The 23,038-nt window shown below is 45.0% G+C and carries 16 protein-coding genes and 3 pseudogenes; 12 read left to right on the top strand and 7 right to left on the bottom strand.

The window, feature by feature from the left end; translation table 11 throughout:
- Positions 1–267 precede the first annotated feature (267 nt).
- From NSB03_RS10095 to NSB03_RS10105, 3 genes are read left to right on the top strand one after another with little or no spacing between them, the layout of a single operon-like run.
- A complete protein-coding gene (locus NSB03_RS10095) occupies positions 268–2,403 on the top strand; it encodes a cation:proton antiporter domain-containing protein (protein ID WP_257466374.1) in 2,136 nt (711 codons plus the stop codon).
- Complete coding sequence (locus tag NSB03_RS10100) at positions 2,385–3,119, top strand: tRNA threonylcarbamoyladenosine dehydratase (RefSeq protein ID WP_024987067.1); 735 nt, start codon at positions 2,385–2,387, stop codon at positions 3,117–3,119. Before NSB03_RS10095 ends, NSB03_RS10100 begins: the two co-directional genes overlap by 19 nt.
- A gap of 9 nt (positions 3,120–3,128) precedes the next feature.
- Complete coding sequence (locus NSB03_RS10105) at positions 3,129–3,785, top strand: ABC transporter ATP-binding protein (RefSeq protein WP_024987043.1); 657 nt, start codon at positions 3,129–3,131, stop codon at positions 3,783–3,785.
- Positions 3,786–3,962: 177 nt separating this feature from the next.
- Here NSB03_RS10105 and NSB03_RS10110 read toward each other — a convergent pair whose 3' ends face one another.
- Together NSB03_RS10110 and NSB03_RS10115 are read right to left on the bottom strand one after the other, a co-directional pair.
- Positions 3,963–4,889 (bottom strand): ComEA family DNA-binding protein, encoded by a 927-nt coding sequence (locus NSB03_RS10110; protein ID WP_024987044.1) that lies wholly within the window; start codon positions 4,887–4,889, stop codon positions 3,963–3,965.
- The gene (locus NSB03_RS10115) at positions 4,889–6,259 is read right to left on the bottom strand and encodes a sodium-dependent transporter (RefSeq protein ID WP_172503708.1); all 1,371 of its coding nucleotides are present in this window, start codon (positions 6,257–6,259) and stop codon (positions 4,889–4,891) included. Before NSB03_RS10115 ends, NSB03_RS10110 begins: the two co-directional genes overlap by 1 nt.
- 102 nt (positions 6,260–6,361) lie before the next feature.
- Between NSB03_RS10115 and NSB03_RS10120 the strand changes: the two genes are divergently transcribed.
- Complete coding sequence (locus NSB03_RS10120) at positions 6,362–6,769, top strand: VanZ family protein (protein WP_024987045.1); 408 nt, start codon at positions 6,362–6,364, stop codon at positions 6,767–6,769.
- A gap of 66 nt (positions 6,770–6,835) precedes the next feature.
- On the opposite strand, the gene NSB03_RS10125 is transcribed toward NSB03_RS10120, so the two are convergent.
- A complete protein-coding gene (locus tag NSB03_RS10125) occupies positions 6,836–8,134 on the bottom strand; it encodes a UDP-N-acetylmuramoyl-tripeptide--D-alanyl-D-alanine ligase (RefSeq protein WP_172503707.1) in 1,299 nt (432 codons plus the stop codon).
- 95 nt (positions 8,135–8,229) lie between these two features.
- On the opposite strand from NSB03_RS10125, the gene folP reads away from it, so the two are divergent.
- From folP to NSB03_RS10165, 7 genes and pseudogenes are all read left to right on the top strand, one after another.
- The gene (folP, locus tag NSB03_RS10130; RefSeq protein ID WP_024987046.1) at positions 8,230–9,096 is read left to right on the top strand and encodes a dihydropteroate synthase; all 867 of its coding nucleotides are present in this window, start codon (positions 8,230–8,232) and stop codon (positions 9,094–9,096) included.
- Positions 9,097–9,108: 12 nt separating this feature from the next.
- Positions 9,109–9,873, top strand: coding sequence for a diadenylate cyclase CdaA (cdaA, locus tag NSB03_RS10135; RefSeq protein ID WP_257466368.1), 765 nt, complete (start codon positions 9,109–9,111; stop codon positions 9,871–9,873).
- A gap of 481 nt (positions 9,874–10,354) precedes the next feature.
- A complete protein-coding gene (locus tag NSB03_RS10145; protein ID WP_024987048.1) occupies positions 10,355–12,691 on the top strand; it encodes a beta-galactosidase in 2,337 nt (778 codons plus the stop codon).
- A gap of 23 nt (positions 12,692–12,714) precedes the next feature.
- Positions 12,715–13,418, top strand: a pseudogene (locus NSB03_RS10150) (family 43 glycosylhydrolase); the annotation flags it as partial.
- A 326-nt stretch (positions 13,419–13,744) separates the two neighbouring features.
- On the top strand, positions 13,745–16,210 hold the full coding sequence (locus NSB03_RS10155; protein WP_024987049.1) for an alpha-L-arabinofuranosidase family protein: 2,466 nt from the start codon (positions 13,745–13,747) through the stop codon (positions 16,208–16,210).
- A 27-nt stretch (positions 16,211–16,237) separates the two neighbouring features.
- Complete coding sequence (locus tag NSB03_RS10160; protein WP_128824297.1) at positions 16,238–18,241, top strand: glycoside hydrolase family 97 protein; 2,004 nt, start codon at positions 16,238–16,240, stop codon at positions 18,239–18,241.
- A pseudogene (locus tag NSB03_RS10165) lies at positions 18,184–18,654 on the top strand (glycoside hydrolase family 88 protein); the annotation flags it as partial. The gene NSB03_RS10160 and the pseudogene NSB03_RS10165, both read left to right, overlap by 58 nt.
- 8 nt (positions 18,655–18,662) lie before the next feature.
- Here the strand turns inward: NSB03_RS10165 and NSB03_RS10170 are convergent.
- The 4 genes and pseudogenes from NSB03_RS10170 to NSB03_RS10185 all read right to left on the bottom strand — a co-directional run.
- On the bottom strand, positions 18,663–19,679 hold the full coding sequence (locus NSB03_RS10170; RefSeq protein WP_121766134.1) for a GNAT family N-acetyltransferase: 1,017 nt from the start codon (positions 19,677–19,679) through the stop codon (positions 18,663–18,665).
- Between the two features lie 17 nt (positions 19,680–19,696).
- Positions 19,697–20,614, bottom strand: a complete 918-nt coding sequence (locus NSB03_RS10175) for a DUF2156 domain-containing protein (RefSeq protein WP_135035442.1) — start codon at positions 20,612–20,614, stop codon at positions 19,697–19,699.
- A 56-nt stretch (positions 20,615–20,670) separates the two neighbouring features.
- Positions 20,671–21,366 carry an LrgB family protein gene (locus NSB03_RS10180; protein WP_024987052.1) on the bottom strand — a complete coding sequence of 232 codons (696 nt, stop codon included), beginning with the start codon at positions 21,364–21,366 and terminating at the stop codon, positions 20,671–20,673.
- A gap of 105 nt (positions 21,367–21,471) precedes the next feature.
- Positions 21,472–21,807, bottom strand: a pseudogene (locus NSB03_RS10185) (CidA/LrgA family protein); the annotation flags it as partial.
- Between the two features lie 198 nt (positions 21,808–22,005).
- Between NSB03_RS10185 and pta the strand changes: the two are divergent.
- The gene (gene pta / locus NSB03_RS10190) at positions 22,006–23,025 is read left to right on the top strand and encodes a phosphate acetyltransferase (RefSeq protein WP_120465758.1); all 1,020 of its coding nucleotides are present in this window, start codon (positions 22,006–22,008) and stop codon (positions 23,023–23,025) included.
- The last annotated feature ends 13 nt before the right edge of the window (positions 23,026–23,038 follow it).

The following is a 23,038-nucleotide window of genomic DNA, read 5'->3' on the forward strand; positions in this document are numbered from 1 at the left end:
GGAGACTATGTGACGAATAAAAACTGGTCGGTAAAGCCTATCTAACATAATCTCAGGAAAATTTAAACAGGCTCTTACTTCGTTACACTATAGTTATCCGCAAGGGATACTATAGTGTTCCGCAATAAAAGTGCCTGGCGAAATACATCCTGATAGGTAAGCGGTGAAAAAGAAATGATTGTAGCTTACATTAATACAGTTTGGACATTCATTGTGATTCTGCAAACTTTTTTGTTCCTTTGCATTGAATTCCTAAAGCCACAGTTTATGAACCTGTTTGATTTTAATTTAACCTTGCCGATAACCGACCCGACCTGGGTATTCTTTCTGGTATTGATTATCATTCTGTTTGCTCCTATGATTCTGGGGCGTCTCCATATACCTCATATTATAGGCATGATTCTGGCAGGTGTCCTGATTGGCGAACATGGTTTCTATGTGCTCGACCGTGACAGCAGTTTCGAACTCTTCGGCAAAGTGGGATTGTACTATATCATGTTTCTTGCCGGACTTGAAATGGATATGGAAGACTTCAAGAAGAACCGGACGAAAAGTATTGTGTTCGGCTGGCTTACCTTTCTTATTCCGATGGGACTGGGCATATGGAGCAGCATGAGTATGCTGGGCTATGGCTTTCTCACTGCTGTGCTGCTGGCGAGTATGTATGCTTCCCATACGTTGATTGCTTATCCTATTATAAGTAGGTACGGATTGTCTCGTCTGCGCAGTGTCAATATAACTATCGGTGGCACGGCAGTGACCGTAACGTTGGCTCTGATTATCCTTGCCGTGATAGGGGGGATGTTCAAAGGAAACGTCGACGGCTGGTTCTGGGGCTTTCTTGTGGCAAAAGTGGCTTTCCTCGGATTCCTGATTGTTTTCTTCTTCCCTCGTATAGGCCGTTGGTTTTTCCGGAAGTACGATGACAGTGTGATGCAGTTCGTATTCGTATTGGCGATGGTCTTCCTCGGTGGCGGATTGATGGAATTTGTGGGAATGGAAGGCATCCTGGGAGCCTTCCTTGCCGGACTGGTCTTGAACCGTCTGGTTCCTCATGTATCTCCTTTGATGAATCGGTTGGAGTTTGTAGGAAACGCGTTGTTTATACCTTATTTCCTGATTGGCGTGGGGATGATTATTGATGTAAGAAGCCTGTTTGCCGGTGGGGAAGCGCTGAAAGTGGCGGTTGTGATGACGGTGGTGGCTACTTTCAGCAAATGGCTGGCTGCATGGGTTACGCAGAAGATTTATGGCATGCACTCCAATGAGCGGAGTATGATATTCGGTCTGAGTAATGCGCAGGCGGCGGCTACGTTGGCGGCAGTATTGATTGGGCACGAAATTATTATGGAGAATGGCGAACGGTTGTTGAATGATGATGTGCTGAATGGTACAGTGGTGATGATTCTCTTTACTTGCGTCATCAGTTCGTTGGTGACGGAGCGTGCGGCACGTCGTTTTGCGCTGGATGAAACTACACAATCGGAGGAGGAAGGAACAAGGAAAAGCAACGAACAGATATTGATTCCGGTCGCTAACCCGGATACGATTGAAGACCTAATCAACCTTGCGTTGGTGATAAAGGACGCTAAACAGAAAAATGCGTTGATAGCGTTGAATGTCATCAATGACAATAACAGTTCGGAGAAGAAGGAGTTGCAGGGAAAACGTAATTTGGAGAAGGCTGCAATGATTGCCGCCGCTGCCGATGTGCCTGTCACTATGGTGAGTCGTTATGATTTGAATATTGCTTCGGGAATTATCCATACAATCAAGGAATATGAAGCTACGGATGTTGTCATCGGTCTGCACCGGAAAGCCAATATTGTGGATTCTTTCTTCGGGCATCTGGCGGAAAGCCTGTTGAAAGGCACGCACCGCGAAGTGATGATTGCCAAATTCCTGATGCCGGTGAATACTTTGCGGCGAATCAATATTGCCGTTCCGCCGAAAGCCGAATATGAGACGGGTTTTGCGAAGTGGGTGGAACACTTCTGCCGGATGGGGAGCATCCTGGGATGCCGCGTGCATTTCTTTGCGAATGAACGGACATTGATGAGGCTTCAGCAGCTTGTGAAGAAAAAGTATGCAGGAACGCCGACGGAGTTCTCTATGATGGAAGAATGGGAAGACCTTCTTTTATTAACAGGACAAGTGAATTACGACCATCTGCTGGTGGTTATCTCCGCCCGTAGCGGTTCTATCTCTTATGATTCTTCTTTCGACCGCCTGCCCGCGCAACTTGGAAAATATTTCTCTAATAATAGTTTGATTATTTTATATCCCGACCAATTCGGTGAGCCGCAGGAGATTGTTTCTTTCTCCGACCCTCGTGGGCATAACGAGTCGCAGCATTATGAAAAGGTTGGTAAATGGTTCTATAAATGGCTAAAGAAAAACTGATGGAAGAAAATGATTGGCAGCAAAGGACGGAACTCCTTCTCGGTGAGGAAAAGATGAACCGCATCCGGAATTCCCACGTGTTGGTAGTAGGTCTGGGCGGGGTAGGAGCTTATGCCGCCGAGATGATTTGCCGTGCGGGAGTGGGACGAATGACGATTGTAGATGCCGATACGGTGCAGCCTACCAATATAAATAGGCAGTTGCCTGCCGTGCATTCTACCTTAGGGCTGACGAAGGCGGAAGTATTGGCTGCCCGCTATAAAGATATTAATCCGGATATTGAGTTGGCTGTTCTGCCGGTCTATCTCAAAGATGAAAATATACCGGACCTGTTGGACGCCGCCAAGTATGACTTTATAGTAGACGCCATAGATACTATCAGTCCGAAATGCTATCTGATTAGCGAAGCGATGAAGCGGCGCATCAGGATTGTTTCCAGTATGGGGGCGGGAGCGAAGAGTGATATTACCCAAGTACGTTTTGCCGACCTTTGGGACACCTATCATTGCGGATTAAGCAAAGCGGTGCGTAAACGCTTGCAGAAGATGGGAATGAAGCGGAAGCTCCCGGTTGTATTCAGTACCGAACAGGCCGACCCGAAAGCGGTACTGTTGACCGATGATGAACAAAATAAGAAATCGACCTGTGGAACGGTCAGTTATATGCCGGCGGTGTTTGGATGCTACTTGGCGGAATATGTCATTAAACGATTATAAAAGGCTGTTATGATAAAACTAGAAGGAATTACGAAGAGTTTCGGTTCGTTGCAGGTGCTGAAAGGGATTGATTTGGAAATCAATAAGAGCGAGATTGTCAGTATTGTAGGCCCGAGTGGGGCAGGTAAAACTACACTGTTGCAGATAATGGGTACTTTGGACGAGCCGGATGCAGGTGTGGTCGAGATTGACGGAACCGTGGTCAGCCGGATGAAAGAGAAGGCGTTGTCTGCTTTCCGTAATAAGAATATCGGTTTCGTGTTCCAGTTTCATCAACTTCTGCCTGAATTTACGGCATTGGAGAATGTGATGATTCCAGCGTTTATTGCAGGTGTCTCTTCGAAAGAGGCAAATGACCGTGCGGTGAAGATTCTGGAGTTTATGGGGCTTGCCGGCCGTGCTTCTCACAAGCCGAACGAGTTGTCGGGCGGAGAGAAACAACGGGTGGCTGTGGCGCGTGCCTTAATCAACGACCCGGCTGTTATTCTGGCAGACGAACCGTCCGGTAGCTTGGATACGCATAATAAAGAAGAATTACATCAACTGTTCTTCGATTTGAGGGATAGGTTGGGGCAGACATTTGTCATTGTCACCCATGACGAGGGACTGGCCAAAATCACCGACCGGACGGTGCATATGGTCGATGGCATGATTAAAAAAGATTAATTAGAAAAACTTATTTCTAAAAAAACATAGCTAAAAGGCAGAACTTTGCAGAAGTTCTGCCTTTTTGGTATATATTTATAGTCGCTTCTCTACGGAAGTCTGTGAAGATGATAGTAGAGTGTTTGTTTTGTTTGTGTGTGATGCATTCTTGTCTGGTGTGATAGGAATGCATCTTTTTTATAAATCACAACAAACGTAAGGCTCGAGCCTTTCCAAATCTGCCGGAGTGAACTCTTCATAGAGCGATAGCTGCTTCAGGCTTTTTATGCTTCCTTTCTTTTTCCGGTATTCTACGATGACTTTCGCTTGATAGAAGTTGATGTACGGGTGATATGTCATCCGTTCCAGGCTTGCTTTATTTAAGTTGATACGATGTATCTGTCCGGCGTCAATGGAAAACCAGGGACGGAGTTTCTCTGCTTTTAGCTGAATCTCCTGCAATTGCTCTATCCGGCAGAAGGCTCCCAGCCGCTTGCGATAGTTTACAATTTTACGGGCGATGACGCTTCCGATTCCGGGAATCTTCTTGAGTTCGGTGGTATCGGCAGAATTGAGACTGATGACAGTGCCGGGTTGATACTTGAATATGGTATCCCGCTGTGTGCTTTGTGCTGTTAATAACTGTACTGTATCCCTTGTTTCTTCAGGTTCGGAACTTTTCGCAATCTGAATATAAGGAAGCAGTGTCTTATATTGTTCTTCTGTCAGTCCGTATATTTTCCGGAAGTCTTCCGGGCGGTGGAATCGTCCCTGTTTGCTACGATAACGCAGGATGTTCTTAGCCATCCATGACGGTAGCCCAAGAGACAGAAAAGTCATGGAGTCGGCCGTATTCGGGTCAAAGACAGTAAGCCTTGTTTCTCTTTTGGGAGATGACCGGAAGGAGGTGCCGGCAGGTTTTCTGTGTGGTCTTGTCTCTTCGAGGGAAGAGATAAATTCATTTAATTCTTTTTCGAACCTCTCTTGTTCTGCGGCATCCATCTCTTTGGGATGGACGAAAAGCGTGAAGAGCTTAGGAGTTGCGAATGCTCCTAAAATAAGAACGACAAGGACAATAATACCTTGTCGTTCGGTTTTAGTGAAATAAAAAAAGTCTTTCCACATTATAGTTTGATGAATCCTAATTCGTTGGTAAATATCAGTGTGATGGCAACCGGGGCGATATATTTCAAGATGAAGATGATTAGTTTATACACGGGAACTTTCAATGAACCGTCATTCGTAATCTCCGACCATACTACTTTCTTGTCGAGATACCATCCTGTGAAAAGGGAGATACACAATCCGCCGAGCGGCAACATGATTTTAGCTGTAACAAAGTCGAAGAGGTCGAACGTGCCTAGTCCAAAGACTGTGAACCCTTTTGTGACTCCCAATGACAAGGAACAGAATATTCCCAGGAATATGCATCCGCCGGTGACCAATCTTGCCGCTTTTCCCCGGGAGAACTTGAACTCTTCGTGCAAATAAGCTGTCACTACTTCGTGCAGTGAAATGGTGGAGGTCAATGCGGCCATTGCCAGCAGGGTGTAGAACATCACAGAGAATATGTATGCTAATACGGGTACTCCGCTAAATGCCTGTTGGAATACATTAGGCAGCGTAATGAAGATAAGACTCGGCCCTGAACCGGGTTGGATGCCTACGGAGAAAGCTGCCGGAAAGATGATAAAGCCCGCCAATATGGCTACAAGAGTGTCAATGATGCCTACGCTGAATGCGGTTTTAGCCAGATTGGTTTCTTTATTGAAATAGGAAGCGTAAGTGCAAAGGCAACCCATTCCCAAGCTAAGAGAGAAGAAGGCTTGTCCCATCGCGCTAAGGAATACATTCCCGTTCACTTTGCTGAAATCCGGTTTCAGCAGAAACTCGATGCCTGCACCGGCTCCCGGCAGAGAGACTGAACAGACTACCAGTATGAGTATAATAATAAATAAGGTAGGCATCATAATCTTGGAAGATTTCTCGATGCCTTTTTCTACTCCTTTTACGATGATAAAATGAGTAACCAGCAAGAAAGCCACCAACCATGCTACGGGACGCCAGGGGTTACTGGAAAAATCTTGGAAAGAAGTGATGAACTCATTGGGCGTTTTACCGGCAAAGCCATTCGTGACGGCCTCAAAGATATATTCAAGCGTCCATCCTGCCACTACTGAATAATAACTGAGTATCAGGAAGCCGGCCAATACCCCCATGCGCCCTACCCAACGCCAATGTGTGCCGGGAGCGAGTTTTTGATAAGCGCCTGCGGTGTTTGCTCTTGAACGGCGTCCTATAAGAAACTCGGCAATCAAAATGGGAAGTCCGAGAAGAAGCACACAGCCTAAATAAATCAAAATAAAAGCCGCACCCCCATGATTTCCTGTTTCATAAGGGAATCTCCATATATTGCCCAATCCTACTGCCGACCCGGCGGAAGCAAGTATTACACCTAATTTACTGCCGAAGTTCGCTCTATCATTTTTCGTCATAAATCTTGTTTTATCTTACAAATCGTTATAAATGCACGCATGCAAGTGCAAATATAAAAAATGATACTTATATTTGCATCGAATCTGTAATTTTATTTAGATATGCTATCTTATATTAAGAAATATCCCGTTTCGCTTTTTATCATATTGACTGTGATTTACCTGTCGTTCTTCAAGCCGCCCAAGACGGATTTGAGCGAGATTTCCAACTTGGACAAGTTAGTTCATATCTGTATGTATTTCGGTATGTCGGGAATGTTATGGTTGGAATTTTTGCGGGCGCACCGCAGGGATAATGCTCCTATGTGGCATGCTTGGGTAGGTGCCTTCATCAGCCCTGTGCTTTTCAGTGGTTGTGTGGAGTTGTTGCAGGAATACTGTACCAGTTATCGTGGTGGGGATTGGATGGACTTTGCAGCCAATTCTACGGGAGCGATTCTGGCGAGTTTACTTGCCTGTTATGTGGTACGACCGAGAATGAATAAAAAAGAGAGTGCGTCAAAAAGATAGTATTTACTTCTTTTTGACGCATTCTCTTTTCATTTTATAGTATTTTGCTTCTAATTATTCCACTGCTTATAAGTGTTCTACTGTCGAACTGAGTTTGATGCCGTTGGAACCTTTGATGAGAATGGTGTATCCTTTCGGTTTATTAGTTTCCAGTTCTTTGATGACTTCCTGCACATTGGCATAGGTCTTGAAGGAATGTTGTGCGGCTGCGAACTGTTCGCCTACAAGCCAGACTTTCTCAAAACCGTTCTCCTTGATATAATCTACAATCTTTTGGTGCTCGGCTGCACTTTCGGCACCGAGTTCCCTCATATCTCCCAATAGGAGCATCTTATGGGGAACAGTCATATTGCGGAAGTTCTGTAAGGCAGCCATCATGCTGGTCGGATTTGCATTGTATGCGTCAATAATCAACGTGTTGTCTTCTGTCTTTTTGAGTTGGGAGCGGTTGTTTTGTGGTGTATATTCTGCCAGGGCTTCGTCAATCTGTTGTGCTTCTACTCCGAAGAAACGCCCGATAGTAATGGCAGCCAGGGCATTCGGGAAGTTATATTCTCCGATTAACTGCGTGCGTACCTGGTGAACCTCTCCGTCTTTTCCTGCCTTCCATTCGAAAGTAAGATAAGGGGAATTGTCCGTAATGCGTCCGTTGATATACAATCCGTCTTCCGTACCGTAAGAAACCAGGTTTAGTCCGCCGGCTATATTCATTAAATAGGAATTGTCGTGATGGATGAAAACGGTGGAATCGCTTTTGGGACGAAGGAAGTCATAGAGTTCTCCTTTCGTCTTGATAACTCCCTCGAACGAGCCGAATCCTTCCAGATGGGCTTTGCCTACATTGGTGATGATGCCGTAATCCGGTTCGGCTATTCCGCAAAGGAACTTGATTTCTTCCAGGTGGTTGGCTCCCATTTCGATGACGGCAAGGTCGTGTTCCGGTTTCAACCGGAGCAGGGTAGCCGGCACGCCGATATGATTATTGAGGTTGCCTAAGGTATAGAGCACATTATGGGCTTTGCAAAGGACGGAGGAAATCAATTCCTTGGTAGTTGTCTTGCCATTCGTACCGGTGATGCCGATAATCTGTGTGCCGAGCTGGCGGCGGTGGTAATTGGCAAGTTGTTGCATGGTTTGCAGGCAGTCGTCTACAAGTATATAGCGTCTGTCGCCTTCTACGGCATATCCGGCCTCATCGACGATGGCGTACGCGCACCCGGATTTTAACGCCTTTTCGGCAAATGCATTGCCGTTGAACGACTCGCCTTTCAGGGCGATAAACAAAGAACCGTCCGGGCAGTTCCGGCTGTCGGTCGTGACCGATTGACACTCTTGGAATACTTGGTAAAGAGCTGTGAGTTCCATATCCTGAACTTATTAATTAAAAAACGTTGCAAAGATAGGAGATTCTTTCGGATTATTTCTCTACATTTGCAACAATCTATAAAGAAATAATGTCAATGATAAAACCTGTATCTCCTATTTACATAAACGTAAAAGGGCAGTTGCTCGACCTCGCCGTTCCGCAGGTGATGGGTATCTTGAATGTGACTCCCGATTCTTTTTATTCCGGCAGCCGGATGCAGACCGAAGAAGATATTGCAGCCCGTGCCCGGCAAATCATTGACGAAGGTGCTGCCATTATTGATATAGGGGCTTATTCTTCGCGTCCCAATGCCGAACATATTTCTGCCGAAGAGGAAATGCGCAGGCTGCGCACCGGACTGGAGATCCTGAACCGTCACCATCCGGACGCTGTCATCTCCGTGGATACTTTCCGTGCTGATGTGGCGGAACAATGTGTGAGGGAATATGGAGTAGCCATTATCAATGACATCGCTGCCGGTGAGATGGACGACCGTATGTTCCGTACGGTAGCCGAATTGGGAGTGCCATATATCATGATGCATATGCAGGGAACCCCGCAGAGTATGCAGAAAGAACCTCATTATAACAATCTGATAAAAGAAGTTTTCCTGTATTTCGCCCGTAAAGTGCAGCAACTCCGTGATTTGGGAGTAAAAGATATTATTCTCGACCCGGGATTCGGATTCGGTAAGACATTGGAGCATAATTATGAGCTGATGGCACACTTGGAAGAGTTCAGCATTTTCGAACTTCCGCTCTTGGTAGGAGTATCCCGGAAGTCCATGATTTATAAGTTATTGGGCGGAACCCCGCAGGATTCGCTGAACGGGACAACCATATTGGATACCGTCGCGTTAATGAAAGGTGCACATATCCTTCGCGTACATGATGTACGCGAAGCCGTGGAAGCCGTCCGAATCATGGAAAAGATAAAAGAAGAGAGTTCATGTAGCAAATAAAAGGAAGATAGCATGTTTTTTGAATTTGGCATAAAAGATTTTATTGATATTCTGCTGGTAGCTTTGCTGTTGTACTATACCTACAAACTGATGAAAGCATCCGGTTCCATCAAGGTTTTCACCGGCATCCTTGTTTTTATCCTGATTTGGCTCGTAGTGACACAAGTGCTGGAAATGAAACTGTTGGGCTCTATTTTCGACACCTTGATGAATGTGGGTGTGATAGCCTTGATTGTTCTTTTCCAGGATGAGATACGCCGTTTCTTACTGACCTTGGGCTCTCACCGTCACGTCAGTGCATTGGCACGTCTTTTCAACGGCTCAAAGAAAGAGGCTCTGAAGCACGACGACATCATGCCGGTAGTTATGGCTTGTCTGAGTATGGGAAAACAAAAAGTCGGCGCGTTGATTGTCATTGAACATAATACTCCTTTGGATGAAATCGTCCGTACAGGCGAAGTGATTGATGCGGCTGTCAACCAACGCTTGATTGAAAACATCTTTTTCAAGAACAGCCCTCTGCATGACGGCGCAATGGTCATCAGCAAGAAACGTATCAAAGCGGCAGGATGTATCCTTCCCGTGTCTCATGACTTGGATATTCCCAAAGAATTAGGATTGCGCCACCGTGCGGCTATGGGAATCTCGCAGCAGTCGGACGCCCATGCCATCATTGTCTCCGAAGAAACGGGCGGAATCTCCGTGGCTTATCGCGGACAATTCTATCTCCGCTTGAATGCGGAAGAGCTGGAAAGCCTGCTGACAAAGGAAAACTGATTTTAGTTATAGTAATAATGTAATGGTCAAAAGATGATGGTCATTTTGTGACCATCATCTTTTGACCATTACATTATGAATTCATTATCTTTGGAGCAGAAACCAGTGTAATATAGGTATGAACAATCCTTTTGTAACTAATGGCTATGTTTCTGCAAAGTACTTCTGTGATAGGGAAAAGAGACAGAGAACGTGATAACGATGCTGCTTAACGGAAATAATATAGCTTTGATTTCTCCGCGACGATATGGAAAGACGGATTTAATCAGGCATTGTTTTTCCTGTCCGGAAATAAACGAGCGTTTTTATACGTTTATTGTGGACATTTATGCGACCCGTTCATTGCGTGATTTGGTAAATAAGCTCGGGAAAGCTATTTTGCTTTATTTTCAACCCTTTTTGAATGATAATTATCCCCTCCTTTTTAGGTGAATCACCTATCTTTGCCGTATACTATTAAAATTCTATTTTTGAATAAACCATGAAAAACAGATTGATTGCTTTACTGTTGCTTTTTACAGTCATTATCTTTAGTAGTGCACAGGCGCAAACCACTGCCCACAAATTTGAGGCGGGCAAGAACACATTCCTACTTGATGGAAAACCATTTGTAGTGAAGGCGGCGGAGTTGCATTACACCCGTATCCCACAGGCTTACTGGAGTCATCGCATAGAGATGTGCAAAGCATTGGGAATGAATACGATTTGCATTTATATTTTCTGGAATATCCACGAACAGGAAGAAGGAAAGTTCGACTTCTCCGGTCAGAATGATATTGCTGCTTTCTGTAAACTTGCGCAGCTACATGGAATGTATGTTATTGTCCGCCCCGGCCCGTATGTGTGTGCGGAATGGGAGATGGGAGGACTTCCCTGGTGGCTGTTAAAGAAAAAAGATGTGGCCTTGCGCACGCTCGATCCTTATTATATGGAACGTGTCGGCATCTTTATGAAAGAGGTCGGCAAACAACTGGCTCCGTTGCAAGTGGATAAAGGAGGAAACATTATCATGGTTCAGGTGGAGAACGAGTATGGCTCTTACGGAACCGATAAACCATACGTTTCTGCCGTGCGTGATTTGGTACGTGAATCCGGTTTTACCGATGTGCCTCTGTTTCAATGCGACTGGAGCAGTAACTTTACCAATAACGCACTCGACGACCTGATTTGGACTGTGAATTTCGGAACTGGGGCTAATATCGACCAGCAGTTTAAGAAACTGAAAGAGCTTCGTCCCGAAACTCCGCTGATGTGCAGTGAGTTCTGGAGCGGATGGTTCGACCACTGGGGACGGAAACATGAAACACGTCCTGCCAAAGATATGGTGCAGGGCATCAAAGATATGCTCGATCGCAACATCTCCTTCAGCCTTTACATGACTCACGGAGGAACGACTTTCGGACATTGGGGTGGTGCCAACAATCCTGCCTACTCCGCTATGTGCAGTTCTTACGACTATGATGCCCCGATCAGCGAAGCCGGATGGACGACAGAGAAATACTTTCTCCTTCGCGATCTGCTGAAAACATATCTTCCTGCCGGTGAAGCGCTGCCGGAAGTTCCTGCTGCACTGCCTGTCATTGAAGTGCCCGAATTTCATTTCACCAAAATAGCTCCGCTTTTCTCCAACTTGCCGGATGCCAAACAGTCGGTGGATATCCAGCCGATGGAACAATTCAACCAAGGGTGGGGAACGATCCTGTATCGTACCACATTGCCCGAAGCAGTAACCTCAGGCACTACATTGAAAATCACCGAAGTGCACGACTGGGCACAAATCTACGCCAATGGCAAACTGTTGGCTCGCCTCGACCGCCGCAAAGGAGAATTTACCACTACCTTGCCGGCCTTGAAGAAAGGCACACAACTGGATATTCTGGTAGAGGCAATGGGACGTGTCAACTTTGATAAGTCCATCCACGACCGGAAGGGAATCACCGATAAGGTAGAACTCCTTTCGGGCAATCAGGCGAAAGAACTGAAAAACTGGATTGTATATAACTTCCCCGTAGACTACTCATTTATCAAGAACAAGAACTACAAGGACACGAAAATATTACCGACTATGCCCGCTTACTATCGATCATCTTTCAAACTCGATAAAGTAGGCGACACTTTCCTCGACATGAGCACATGGGGTAAAGGTATGGTATGGGTGAACGGTCATGCGATGGGGCGTTTCTGGGAGATCGGCCCCCAACAGACCCTCTTTATGCCGGGTTGCTGGCTCAAAGAAGGAGAGAATGAAATTCTTGTATTAGATTTGAAAGGTCCTGCCAAGGCTTCTATCAAAGGCTTGAAGAAACCTATTCTTGATGTGCTTCGTGAAAAAGCTCCCGAAACACACCGCAAGGATGGAGAAAAGTTGAAACTGACAGGAGAAAAGGTTGCGCACGAAGGAGCCTTCACTCCGGGCAACGGCTGGCAGGAAGTACGATTTGCTGCTCCGGCGAAAGGACGTTATTTCTGTTTGGAAGCGCTTTCTCCGCAAGCCAATGATAACATCGCAGCAGTGGCAGAGTTCGATGTCCTGGGAGCTGATGGCAAACCGGTATCTCGTGAGCATTGGAAGATTCGTTATGCCGATAGCGAAGAAACGCGTAGCGGCAACCGTACAGCCGACAAAATATTTGATTTGCAGGAATCTACTTTCTGGATGACCGTGGACAATGTTCCTTATCCTCATCAATTGGTGATTGACTTGAGTAAAGTGGAAACAGTGACCGGCTTCCGCTATCTGCCCCGTGCCGAAAAAGAATATCCGGGCATGATTAAAGAATATCGGGTGTATGTGAAATCTGCTGACTTTAACTACTAAACAATTGATGTACAAGCATTGAAATGATAATAGATATGAAGAAAAATATAATCCTTTTCGCACTCCTTTTCGTAGGAGTGTTGACTGGATATTGCCAACAATCTGCTTACCTGTTCGTTTATTTCACCGGCAATCGCATGAGTGAAGAAGCCGTCAGGATGGCTGTTAGTCTCGACGGATATAATTATAAAGCCTTGAATGGAAATCAACCGGTACTTGATTCCCGTGTGATTAGTTCAACAGGTGGAGTGCGCGATCCTCATATTTTACGTTGTGAAGATGGGAAGACATTTTATATGGTAGTTACAGACATGGTATCTGCCAATGGATGGAGTTCTAATCGCGCCATGGTATTGCTGAAATCGAAAGACCTTGTACACTGGACTTCCAATATCGTAAATATCCAGAAGAAATATCCCGATCAGGAAAACCTGAAACGTGTGTGGGCGCCACAAACGATTTATGACAAGGAAGCCGGAAAATACATGATCTATTGGTCCATGCAACATGGCAATGGTCCGGACAGTGGACGGAATCAGATGACTATAAGCAGCAGACGAAGGATGCGGTAGAGGGTGCGGGCATCTTTCCATTGATTGGCTCGGATAAGTATATCTTGATGTATGATGTGTATATGAAAGGCAAATACCAGTTTACGGAAAGTGCTGATTTAGAACACTTCAAAGTGATTGACCATGCCGTTAGTATGGATTTCCATCCACGCCACAGTTTCTTGTCGCGAAGATGATTTCATTGAAAGGAAATTTGGGCACCTCTCATCTACAAATTCAATGAATTTCAAGCGGGTAGTCTTCATTTCCAGATAAATACATTCATTCTTTCGTCTTTTTCTGAGTTATTAAGATAAGGTGGATTCACTAGTGTAATCCAGGAAAATAGTATACGATATTGGAAAAAGTGTATATTTTACTCTTGTTTACTTGTTTCTTATATATTTTTAAGTGTAAAACAACCAATTATAGCTTGAAATATATCAGTTAGAATAATGAAAATCTTAACTTTGCGATTGATAATCTTAATGCAATAGATACCATGAGAAAATTATTCCTGTTTTTAGTTGTCTTGTTTTTGTCGTTTCAGCAAGTCACTTTAGCTGCCATCAAAGAAATGACGAGTACCCCCGATTCGGTTTATCTCTTTTCCTTCGCTACTTCCGGAGACGACGGACGCAGCGGACTTCGTTTTGCCTGGAGCATGGATAAAGAAAACTGGTTTGAAGTCGGTCGGAACTACGGATATCTCCGGTGTGATTACAGTCGCTGGGGATCACAGAAGAAAATGCTCGACCCTTATTTGAAACAGTCGCCCGCTGGCGAATGGATATGTACCTGGAAATTGAATGATCGTGATGGATACGGTCAGGCCACTTCTAAAGACTTGATAAACTGGACCAGCCAGAAATATCCCCGTACTACTTCCGATTTTAACGGAACAAGAGTGAAAGCCGTAGTTGCCGGAGAGGAGCAGAAAGGAACTATCAACCGGGTAGCGTGGACTTTGGTAGATGGATTAAATAAGAATTATGGCTGGAATCAATATCGGAACTCATTGCATGGAGAACGTCCGGTACAGGATGGAGAACGTTTTGCCGGTTTGAAGCCTGTAAAAGCAACGGTCACCGTACAACCCGAACGTGCCAAGACCATCAGCGATGTCTTGTTGGGTGCTTTCTTTGAAGATATTAATTATTCGGCAGACGGAGGACTCTATGCAGAACTTATCCAAAACCGCGACTTCGAGTATGACCCTTCGGACAGGGAAGGAGATAAGAACTGGAATAGTACTCATTCGTGGACATTGAAAGGAGATAAAACCACTTTCACTATTGCTACTACCGATCCTATTCATGCCAATAATCCGCACTATGCCGTATTGAATGTAGAACGACCGGGAGCCGCGTTAGAAAATACAGGCTTTGATGGTATCGCGCTGAATGTCGGAGAGAAATATGACTTTTTCATATTTGCGAGGGTTCCGCAGGGTCAATCAAATAAATTACAGGTTCGTTTGGTAGATGGAGAAGGAAATATATGTGGAGAGACTCCTCTGACTGTGTCTTCCCGTCAATGGAAAACGTATAAAGCAGTGATTACTGCCAAAGCAACCGCAGATACTCGCCTCGAAATCATTCCCCAATCTGCTGGAGAATTGAATCTGGATATGATTTCCCTGTTTCCGCAGCATACATTTAAAGGACGCAAGAACGGACTCCGCAAGGATCTGGCTCAAGTGTTAGCTGACATTCATCCCCGTTTCATCCGTTTTCCGGGTGGCTGTGTGGCTCATGGTGATGGTCTGAAGAATATCTATCAATGGAAAAACACAGTCGGTCCGTTAGAAGCAAGAAAGGCTCAACGCAACCTTTGGGGGTATCATCAAAGCATGGGACTGGGATATTTTGAATATTTTCAATTCTGCGAAGATATTGGTGCGGAACCGCTTCCGGTATTGGCTGCCGGTGTTCCTTGCCAGAACTCTGCCTGTCACGGTGACTTGAGAGGCGGACAGCAAGGCGGTATCCCTATGAGCGAAATGGGTGCTTATATTCAGGATATTCTTGATTTGATAGAATGGGCAAACGGCGACGCTAAGAAGACAAAGTGGGGAAAGGTACGTGCCGAAGCAGGCCATCCGAAACCTTTCAACCTGAAATACATTGGTATCGGAAATGAAGATCTCATCACCGATATCTTCGAAGAACGTTTTACAATGATATTTAATGCCATCAAAGAAAAATATCCGGAAATGATCGTTGTAGGTACAGTAGGACCGTTCAATGAAGGTACAGACTACGTAGAAGGATGGAAACTGGCCGACAAACTGGGTGTGCCGATGGTGGACGAACATTATTATCAGACTCCGGGATGGTTCCTGAACAATCAGGATTTCTACGATAAATACGACCGTTCGAAAAAGACAAAAGTATATCTGGGCGAATATGCGACTCATATCCCGGGACGAAAAGCGAATATCGAAACTGCACTGACGGAAGCTCTTTATCTTGCTGCCCTGGAACGCAATGGAGACGTTGTACACATGACTTCTTACGCTCCTCTTCTCGCCAAAGAAGGACATACCCAATGGAATCCGGATTTGATTTACTTCAATAACCGGGAAGTGAAACCGACCACCGGATATTATGTGCAGAAACTCTACGGACAGAATGCCGGAAACGAATATTTGCCGTCGAAGATCACTTTGGATAATAAAGACGATAAAGTGCAGAAACGTTTTGCTTCTTCCATTGTCCGCGATTCGGCAAGTGGAGATGTGATTGTGAAGTTGGTCAACTTACTTCCAGTAGAGGTTAATACCCATGTCGACCTTTCCGGAATCGGTGCGATACAGTCTTCTGCAAAGAGAACCGTACTGACCGGCAAACCGGCAGATACTCCGCTACCTGTTGAGGATACGGTGGAAGTGGCAGAACAGTTTGATTGCCAATTGCCTGCCTACTCTTTTACGGTGATCCGGATAAAAAAGGCAAATGAGAAATAACAGGAAATAAATGAAGAACATAATAACATGAATAATATAAAGAAGATAATAAGCGCTCTGCTGGCTGGTTGCTGTCTGACTTCGCTGACGGCACAAGACGTGGTCGTGAAAGGACCGGATGAAAAACTGCAATTGGTTGTCTTTACTTCCCCTGCCGAAAAGCCAAGTTATTCCATTACCTATAATGGGAAAACCATGCTGGAGAAATCACCTTTGGGTATGAACACGAATATCGGTGACTTTGCTAAAGGAATGAAACTGACAGGGCATACGGTCACCCCCATTGATACTGTCTACCATCAGGATCGTATTAAAACCTCACAAGTGCATTATCAGGCAAACGAGCTGAACTGTCATTTTGAGAATCCGAAAGGACAGAAAATAGACGTTGTCTTTCGTGTCGGCAACAATGATGTAGCTTTCCGTTATACCTTGCCGCGTCAGGATGGAAAAGGAAGTGTAACGGTGACTGCCGAAGAAACCGGTTTCCGTTTCCCGCAACAGACTACTACTTTCTTGTGTCCGCAAAGCGATGCCATGATAGGATGGAAGCGTACAAAACCCAGTTATGAGGAAGAATACAAGGCAGATGCTCCGATGAGTGACCGTTCCCAGTACGGGCATGGTTACACATTCCCTTGCCTGTTCCGTATTGGTGACGATGGTTGGGTGCTGGTTAGCGAGACAGGAGTGGACAGTCGATATTGCGGCTCACGTTTAAGCGATGTGAGCGAAGGTAATCTGTATACGATTGCTTTCCCGATGGCAGAAGAAAATAATGGCAACGGAACGGTTGCTCCGGCATTTGCCTTGCCGGGAGCTACTCCCTGGCGTACCATAACAGTTGGCGAAACTTTGAAACCGATTGTGGAAACAACTGTTGCGTGGGATGTCGTGCGTCCTCTTTATGAAACAAAATATGACTACCGTTTCGGACGCGGCACATGGAGCTGGATTCTTTGGCAGGATGGTAGTATCAACTATGACGATCAGGTGCGATATATTGATTTTGCTGCGGCAATGGGATATGAGTATGCGTTGATTGATAACTGCTGGGATACGAACATCGGTCGCGACCGCATGAAGTCTTTGGTAGAATACGCACGTAGTAAAGGCGTGGAACTCTTCTTATGGTATAGCTCTTCCGGTTATTGGAATGATATTGAGCAAGGACCGGTTAATCACATGGACAACGCCATTATTCGCAAACGGGAGATGAAATGGTTACAGAGTCTTGGAGTAAAAGGCATTAAAGTCGATTTCTTTGGTGGCGACAAGCAAGAAACGATGCGCCTGTATGAAGATATCTTGAGTGATGCCGACGATCACGGCCTGATGGTGATCTTCCACGGTTGTACAATCCCTCGCGGATGGGAACGCATGTATCTGAATTATGTTGGTAGTGAAGCCGTACTGGCATCCGAGAATATGGTATTCAACCAGCACTTTTGCGATAAAGAGGCTTTCAATGCTTGTCTGCATCCGTTTATTCGCAATGCAGTGGGCAGCATGGAATTTGGCGGTTGTTTCCTGAACAAACGGCTGAACCGCAACAATGACGGAGGAACTACGCGTCGCACTACTGATATATTTCAATTAGCCACTACCGTGTTATTCCAGAATCCGGTACAGAACTTTGCACTTGCCCCCAACAACCTGAAAGATGTTTCCCCTGTTTGCATGGACTATATGAAAACGATTCCTACCACGTGGGATGAGACGTGTTTCATTGACGGATATCCTGGAAAATATGTCGTGTTGGCACGTCGTCACAATGATACTTGGTATCTGGCTGCTGTGAATGCAGGAAAAGAAACATTGAAGTTGAAACTGGATTTAGAAATGTTTGCCGGAAAAACGGTTACCCTGTATAAGGATGATAAGAAAGGAGAGCCACAGCTTGTGCCGTTGAAAGTGAAAGAGAACGGTAAAGTGCAGCTGGAGATTCTTCCGCAGGGAGGTGCTGTATTGGTAAACATTTTTGGGCGCGTGGAGATGGCTGGGTATTGGCAGGATTGGCAAAAGTGCTGAAGGAGCTTCCTGAAACAGATAAGTATCGTCAGGAATATATAGACCGTTTCCGTACATTAGCCAAATCTGTTGCTGCTTGTCAACAATCGGAAGGCTACTGGACACGCAGTATGCTTGACCCGGAACATGCGCCGGGGCCGGAAACCAGTGGAACGGCTTTCTTTACTTACGGTTTGCAATGGGGCATAAATAACGGCTTCCTTGATTCAGATGAATATCAGCCGATAGTTGAAAAAGCATGGAAATATCTCTCAACGGTTGCTTTGCAACCTGATGGTAAGATTGGCTATGTGCAGCCGATTGGCGAGAAAGCGATACCCGGACAGGTAGTAGACGCCAACTCTACTTCAAATTTTGGAGTGGGGGCGTTTCTATTGGCTGCTTGCGAACGGGTACGTTATCTGGATAAATAATCCGTACCTTAATTCAGCATCAAACTCATATAAGGATTTAGTTTCTTGAGTATTCTCTCTGTTAATTCGCTTATATTCATTTGTATATGTGCACCGGGCAATCGCTCGGTGCTATATCTGCATTTCCCGTCGGATAGATAATAATAACCATTATTCACCGATAACTGCGTGTCTGATACTTCCAGTTGCATGTCATCTTCAGGAAAGGCGGACGCATAAATCTGCAATACTTCTTTAGCATTGATAATTCGTGCCATTCCTAGTGAATGTTGAGGCAGTTCTTTATCGGGTGGCAGTAATTGGATTATATGGTTACATCCGGTATATTGTTTAATGGCAAATAATAAACTGTACTCCGTATCCTTATCTTCTGCCGGAAGTTCATTAATAATGATACTGTTTTCTCCTTTATATATAATGGCTACTCCCCGTATTTCATTAGCTTGTCTTGCAACGAATAAATTTCCCCTACTTATAGGTAAGTCTGCCATAACAATCTGGAAATCCTCTGCGGAATGTTGAATGCAACAAGGACGTTCGGACAATTTCTTATTCAAATATGAATAGACTTCATCTTGAGGTTCGGAAACGGCATTGACAGCAATCTCTTTAGAAGGGATAAACTCTGGTAAAGTCATCTCCTTGACCGAATATTGAAAGACAGTGGCATATCCCATACGTTTGTAATAATCGAATAGCCAAGGATCTGCCGGTATCAGTGTACTGAACTGTACCCCATTCCGCAGCATCCGGGCAAAAGACTGGGATAAGAGTTCGCGCATCACTCCCTTACTTCGAAAGTCAGGATGCGTGCAGGCTCCTGAAATATAGGAGGTCTGCACCGTTTCTCCGCAGAAAGTCATCGGATAAGGAAGCATCTGAAGCGCAGAGATTACCTCATCGCCACTTTGGATGGCAACGTTCACTTCGTTCTTATAGCGTAGCTTGAAGTACATTTCAACAAACTCTTCACTATCTTCGAAGCACAATTTCCATAACGCTTTTACTTGTTCCTTTATTATCATATTCGCTCGTCGGGAATTTACCATTTTACCATATTCATGGGATGCTCTTTGAGGCAAGCCATATACTTTTCAAGAATCGTCACCGGCTGATAAGACAGTTTGGCTTTCCGTAACCCCTCGATTCCTAAATCCTCTTCCCGATTGATATAAATATACTGTTCGGGCATCCGGTTTGCGAACTCATAGTTAATCATGGCATAAGCACCCTCGATAGAAGTGTCTGCCTTTTCTACATGCACGCCGAATGTCTCGTGATTGATAGGCATGCCAAAAGTGAATGCGACGATTTTTCCGTTCACATGGAGAATGCCACCGGTCAATCCGAGGGCTTCAAAGTTATGAAGGGCATAAATCAAGGCACGGCGTTCATTGCCCGTTCCTTCTTGTTGGTCACAATTATTCACTTTGCACCATTCCGCTTCCAAATCCAAACATTCCTGAATACGGTCGGGAGTAATCGGGGTATATTCATAATCCGGATATGTATTGCGGAATCGGTTGATATGATTTCTTTTTGCCTGGAATTTCTTTCCTTTTAAAGTCGAAAGGTCACTTCTTAGATAAATGTAATCTGCATAATCACGGTCTTCCGTGAAAGTAAATTGTTCGGGAAGGATAGTTTCGAGTTCGGCACGCATACAGCTGCATACTCCCAGCATGCAAAAGGGCTGGTTTTCTTGTCCGGCATCCTCTATCAACTCTTTCAATACGGCTTTTAAGTCACCGGTGCCTACAGGCATCATATATGCCAGTTGTTCTCCTGCCCAGAATTTGAATACTAAAAAGTTGTCGATAACAGCGAACTTGGTATCATACAGGAATCGCCAGCTACAAAGATTGGAAAATGACAGGTCGCAGTTGCGCCGCCCACTCTTCATTGTAAATGAGGTAATCGTGTCTTTATCTGCTAATGTGATATCTTTAAATGGAATCATAAAATTGCGTTTTGCGTTTAACTCTTTATATAACGGAAAATCAGGCAATTTTGTTTTCACAGAATGCCTAATAATCGAAGAATGGTAGGTGTCAGCAGTGCAGTGAATATTCCGTTCAGTGTCAATCCCAGGCTGGCGTATGCTCCGTATTTGCTGCTGACATCCATGGCGGTCGAGGTGCCGACTGCATGGGCGGCTGTTCCCATGGAAAGCCCTTGGGCAATCGGGCTTCCTACGCGCATAATCTGCATGGTCTTAAACCCGCAGATAGCTCCCAATAACCCGACTGCTACTACAACTGCCGCCGTCAGTGACGGAATGCCGCCGATAGCTTTTGTCACTTCCATCGCAATCGGGGTAGTCACCGATTTGGGAGCCAGAGACAATATTACTTCTTGGGAAGCTCCCATCAACTTTGCAATCAGCACTACCGAAACAACTCCGACGATGCATCCTGCCAATTGGGACAGAAGGATAGGCAATAACTGCTTCTTAATCATTTCCAACTGAAGATATAAAGGTACGCCCAAGGCAACCACAGCCGGACGTAGCCAGAATTCGATAAGATGTCCCCCTTTATTATAAGTCTCATAAGAGATACCGGTCATTTTAAGGAAGATAATAAGAACGGCGATAGTCAGTAATATCGGATTTAGCAATACTAACCCTGTTTTCTTCTGAAGCAACTTGGCAAAGAAGAAAACCCCGAAGGTGATGGCCAGCAGGAAGAAGTTATTTTCTAGGAAACTCATTTGTCTTTATCTGTTAAGTTGTTTTTTTTCTTTACGGTGAAGTCTTTCCGGCAGATGGAAATCTGTCAGGTGCAGTTTGCGTGCCAATTTGATTTGACGTGCCAGCCTGAACTTGCGGACAATCTGGTGAACCCATCCCGTGACTACAAGTACAAGGGCGGTACTTACAACTGTAGCTGTCACTATCGGCCAGAACTCTGCCGCAATCACATCGAAGTATAACATAAGCGCCACTCCGGGCGGGACAAAAAAGAAACCTAAGTTAGCTACCAGAAAGTCGGACAATCCCTGTACCCAATGCAGTTTAATCCAACCCAATTTCAGAAAGAGGGTGAGCAGCAGCATACCGATGATGCTGGAGGGGAGCTTGATACCCGTAAGATAAACTATCCATTCACCCAAAGCCAAACAGCCAAATAAAATGGCGCACTGACGTATCATATACTAATTATCTATTGATTTTGTTTGAAAACGCTGCAAAGGTATGAAAAATAGGAGTACAGTGTTAAATATTATAATATTTTAGACTTGGAAGTAAAAATCGGACGAAATTGTAATGTGGATATTGCAAAATTGAGTACTTTTGCACCGAAATTTACAAATCGTAAGTAGGTTTTATAATATTATTCAATATATCTTATGCTCAATTTAATCAACCAAATCGTTGAACGCGCGAAAGCAAACCGCCAACGTATTGTTCTTCCCGAAGGAACTGAAGAACGCACATTAAAAGCTGCCAATCAGATTTTGACAGACGAAGTTGCCGACCTTATTTTGTTAGGAAATCCGGCCGAAATTAATGAACTTGCTACAAAATGGGGATTGGGGAACATCGGTAAAGCTACTATCATTGACCCTGAAACTTCTCCGAAGCACGAAGAGTATGCACAGTTGCTATGTGAACTTCGCAAGAAGAAAGGAATGACTATCGAGGAAGCCCGCAAACTTACTAATGATCCTTTGTTCTTTGGTTGTTTAATGATGAAGAGTGGTGACGCAGACGGTCAGTTGGCGGGTGCCCGTAACACTACCGGCAATGTATTGCGTCCTGCTTTGCAGATTATCAAGACGGCTCCGGGTATCACTTGTGTTTCGGGTGCTATGTTGTTGCTGACTCATGCTCCCGAATACGGAAAGAATGGCGTTTTAGTGATGGGCGACGTAGCTGTAACACCGGTTCCCGATGCTAATCAGTTAGCTCAGATTGCAGTTTGCACAGCTCAGACAGCAAAGGCTGTGGCCGGAATCGAAAATCCGAAAGTTGCCATGTTGAGCTTCTCTACCAAAGGCTCTGCCAAGCACGAAGTGGTGGATAAAGTGATTGAAGCAACCAAGATTGCCAAAGAAATGGCTCCGACCCTTGATTTGGATGGCGAATTGCAGGCAGATGCTGCTCTCGTTCCCGAAGTGGGTACAAGCAAAGCTCCGGGTTCTCTTGTAGCCGGACAGGCAAACGTGCTGATTGTTCCGAGCCTGGAAGTTGGTAACATCTCTTATAAATTAGTTCAACGCTTGGGACACGCTGACGCTATCGGTCCGATTCTTCAAGGTATCGCTTGTCCGGTAAACGATTTGTCTCGCGGTTGTTCTATCGAAGATGTATATCGCATGATTGCTATCACAGCCAATCAGGCTATTGCTGCAAAAGCAAACAAATAAGTATCAACTATAA

It is taken from the genome of Bacteroides acidifaciens, assembly GCF_024623065.1.
Taxonomy (GTDB): Bacteria; Bacteroidota; Bacteroidia; order Bacteroidales; family Bacteroidaceae; genus Bacteroides; species Bacteroides acidifaciens.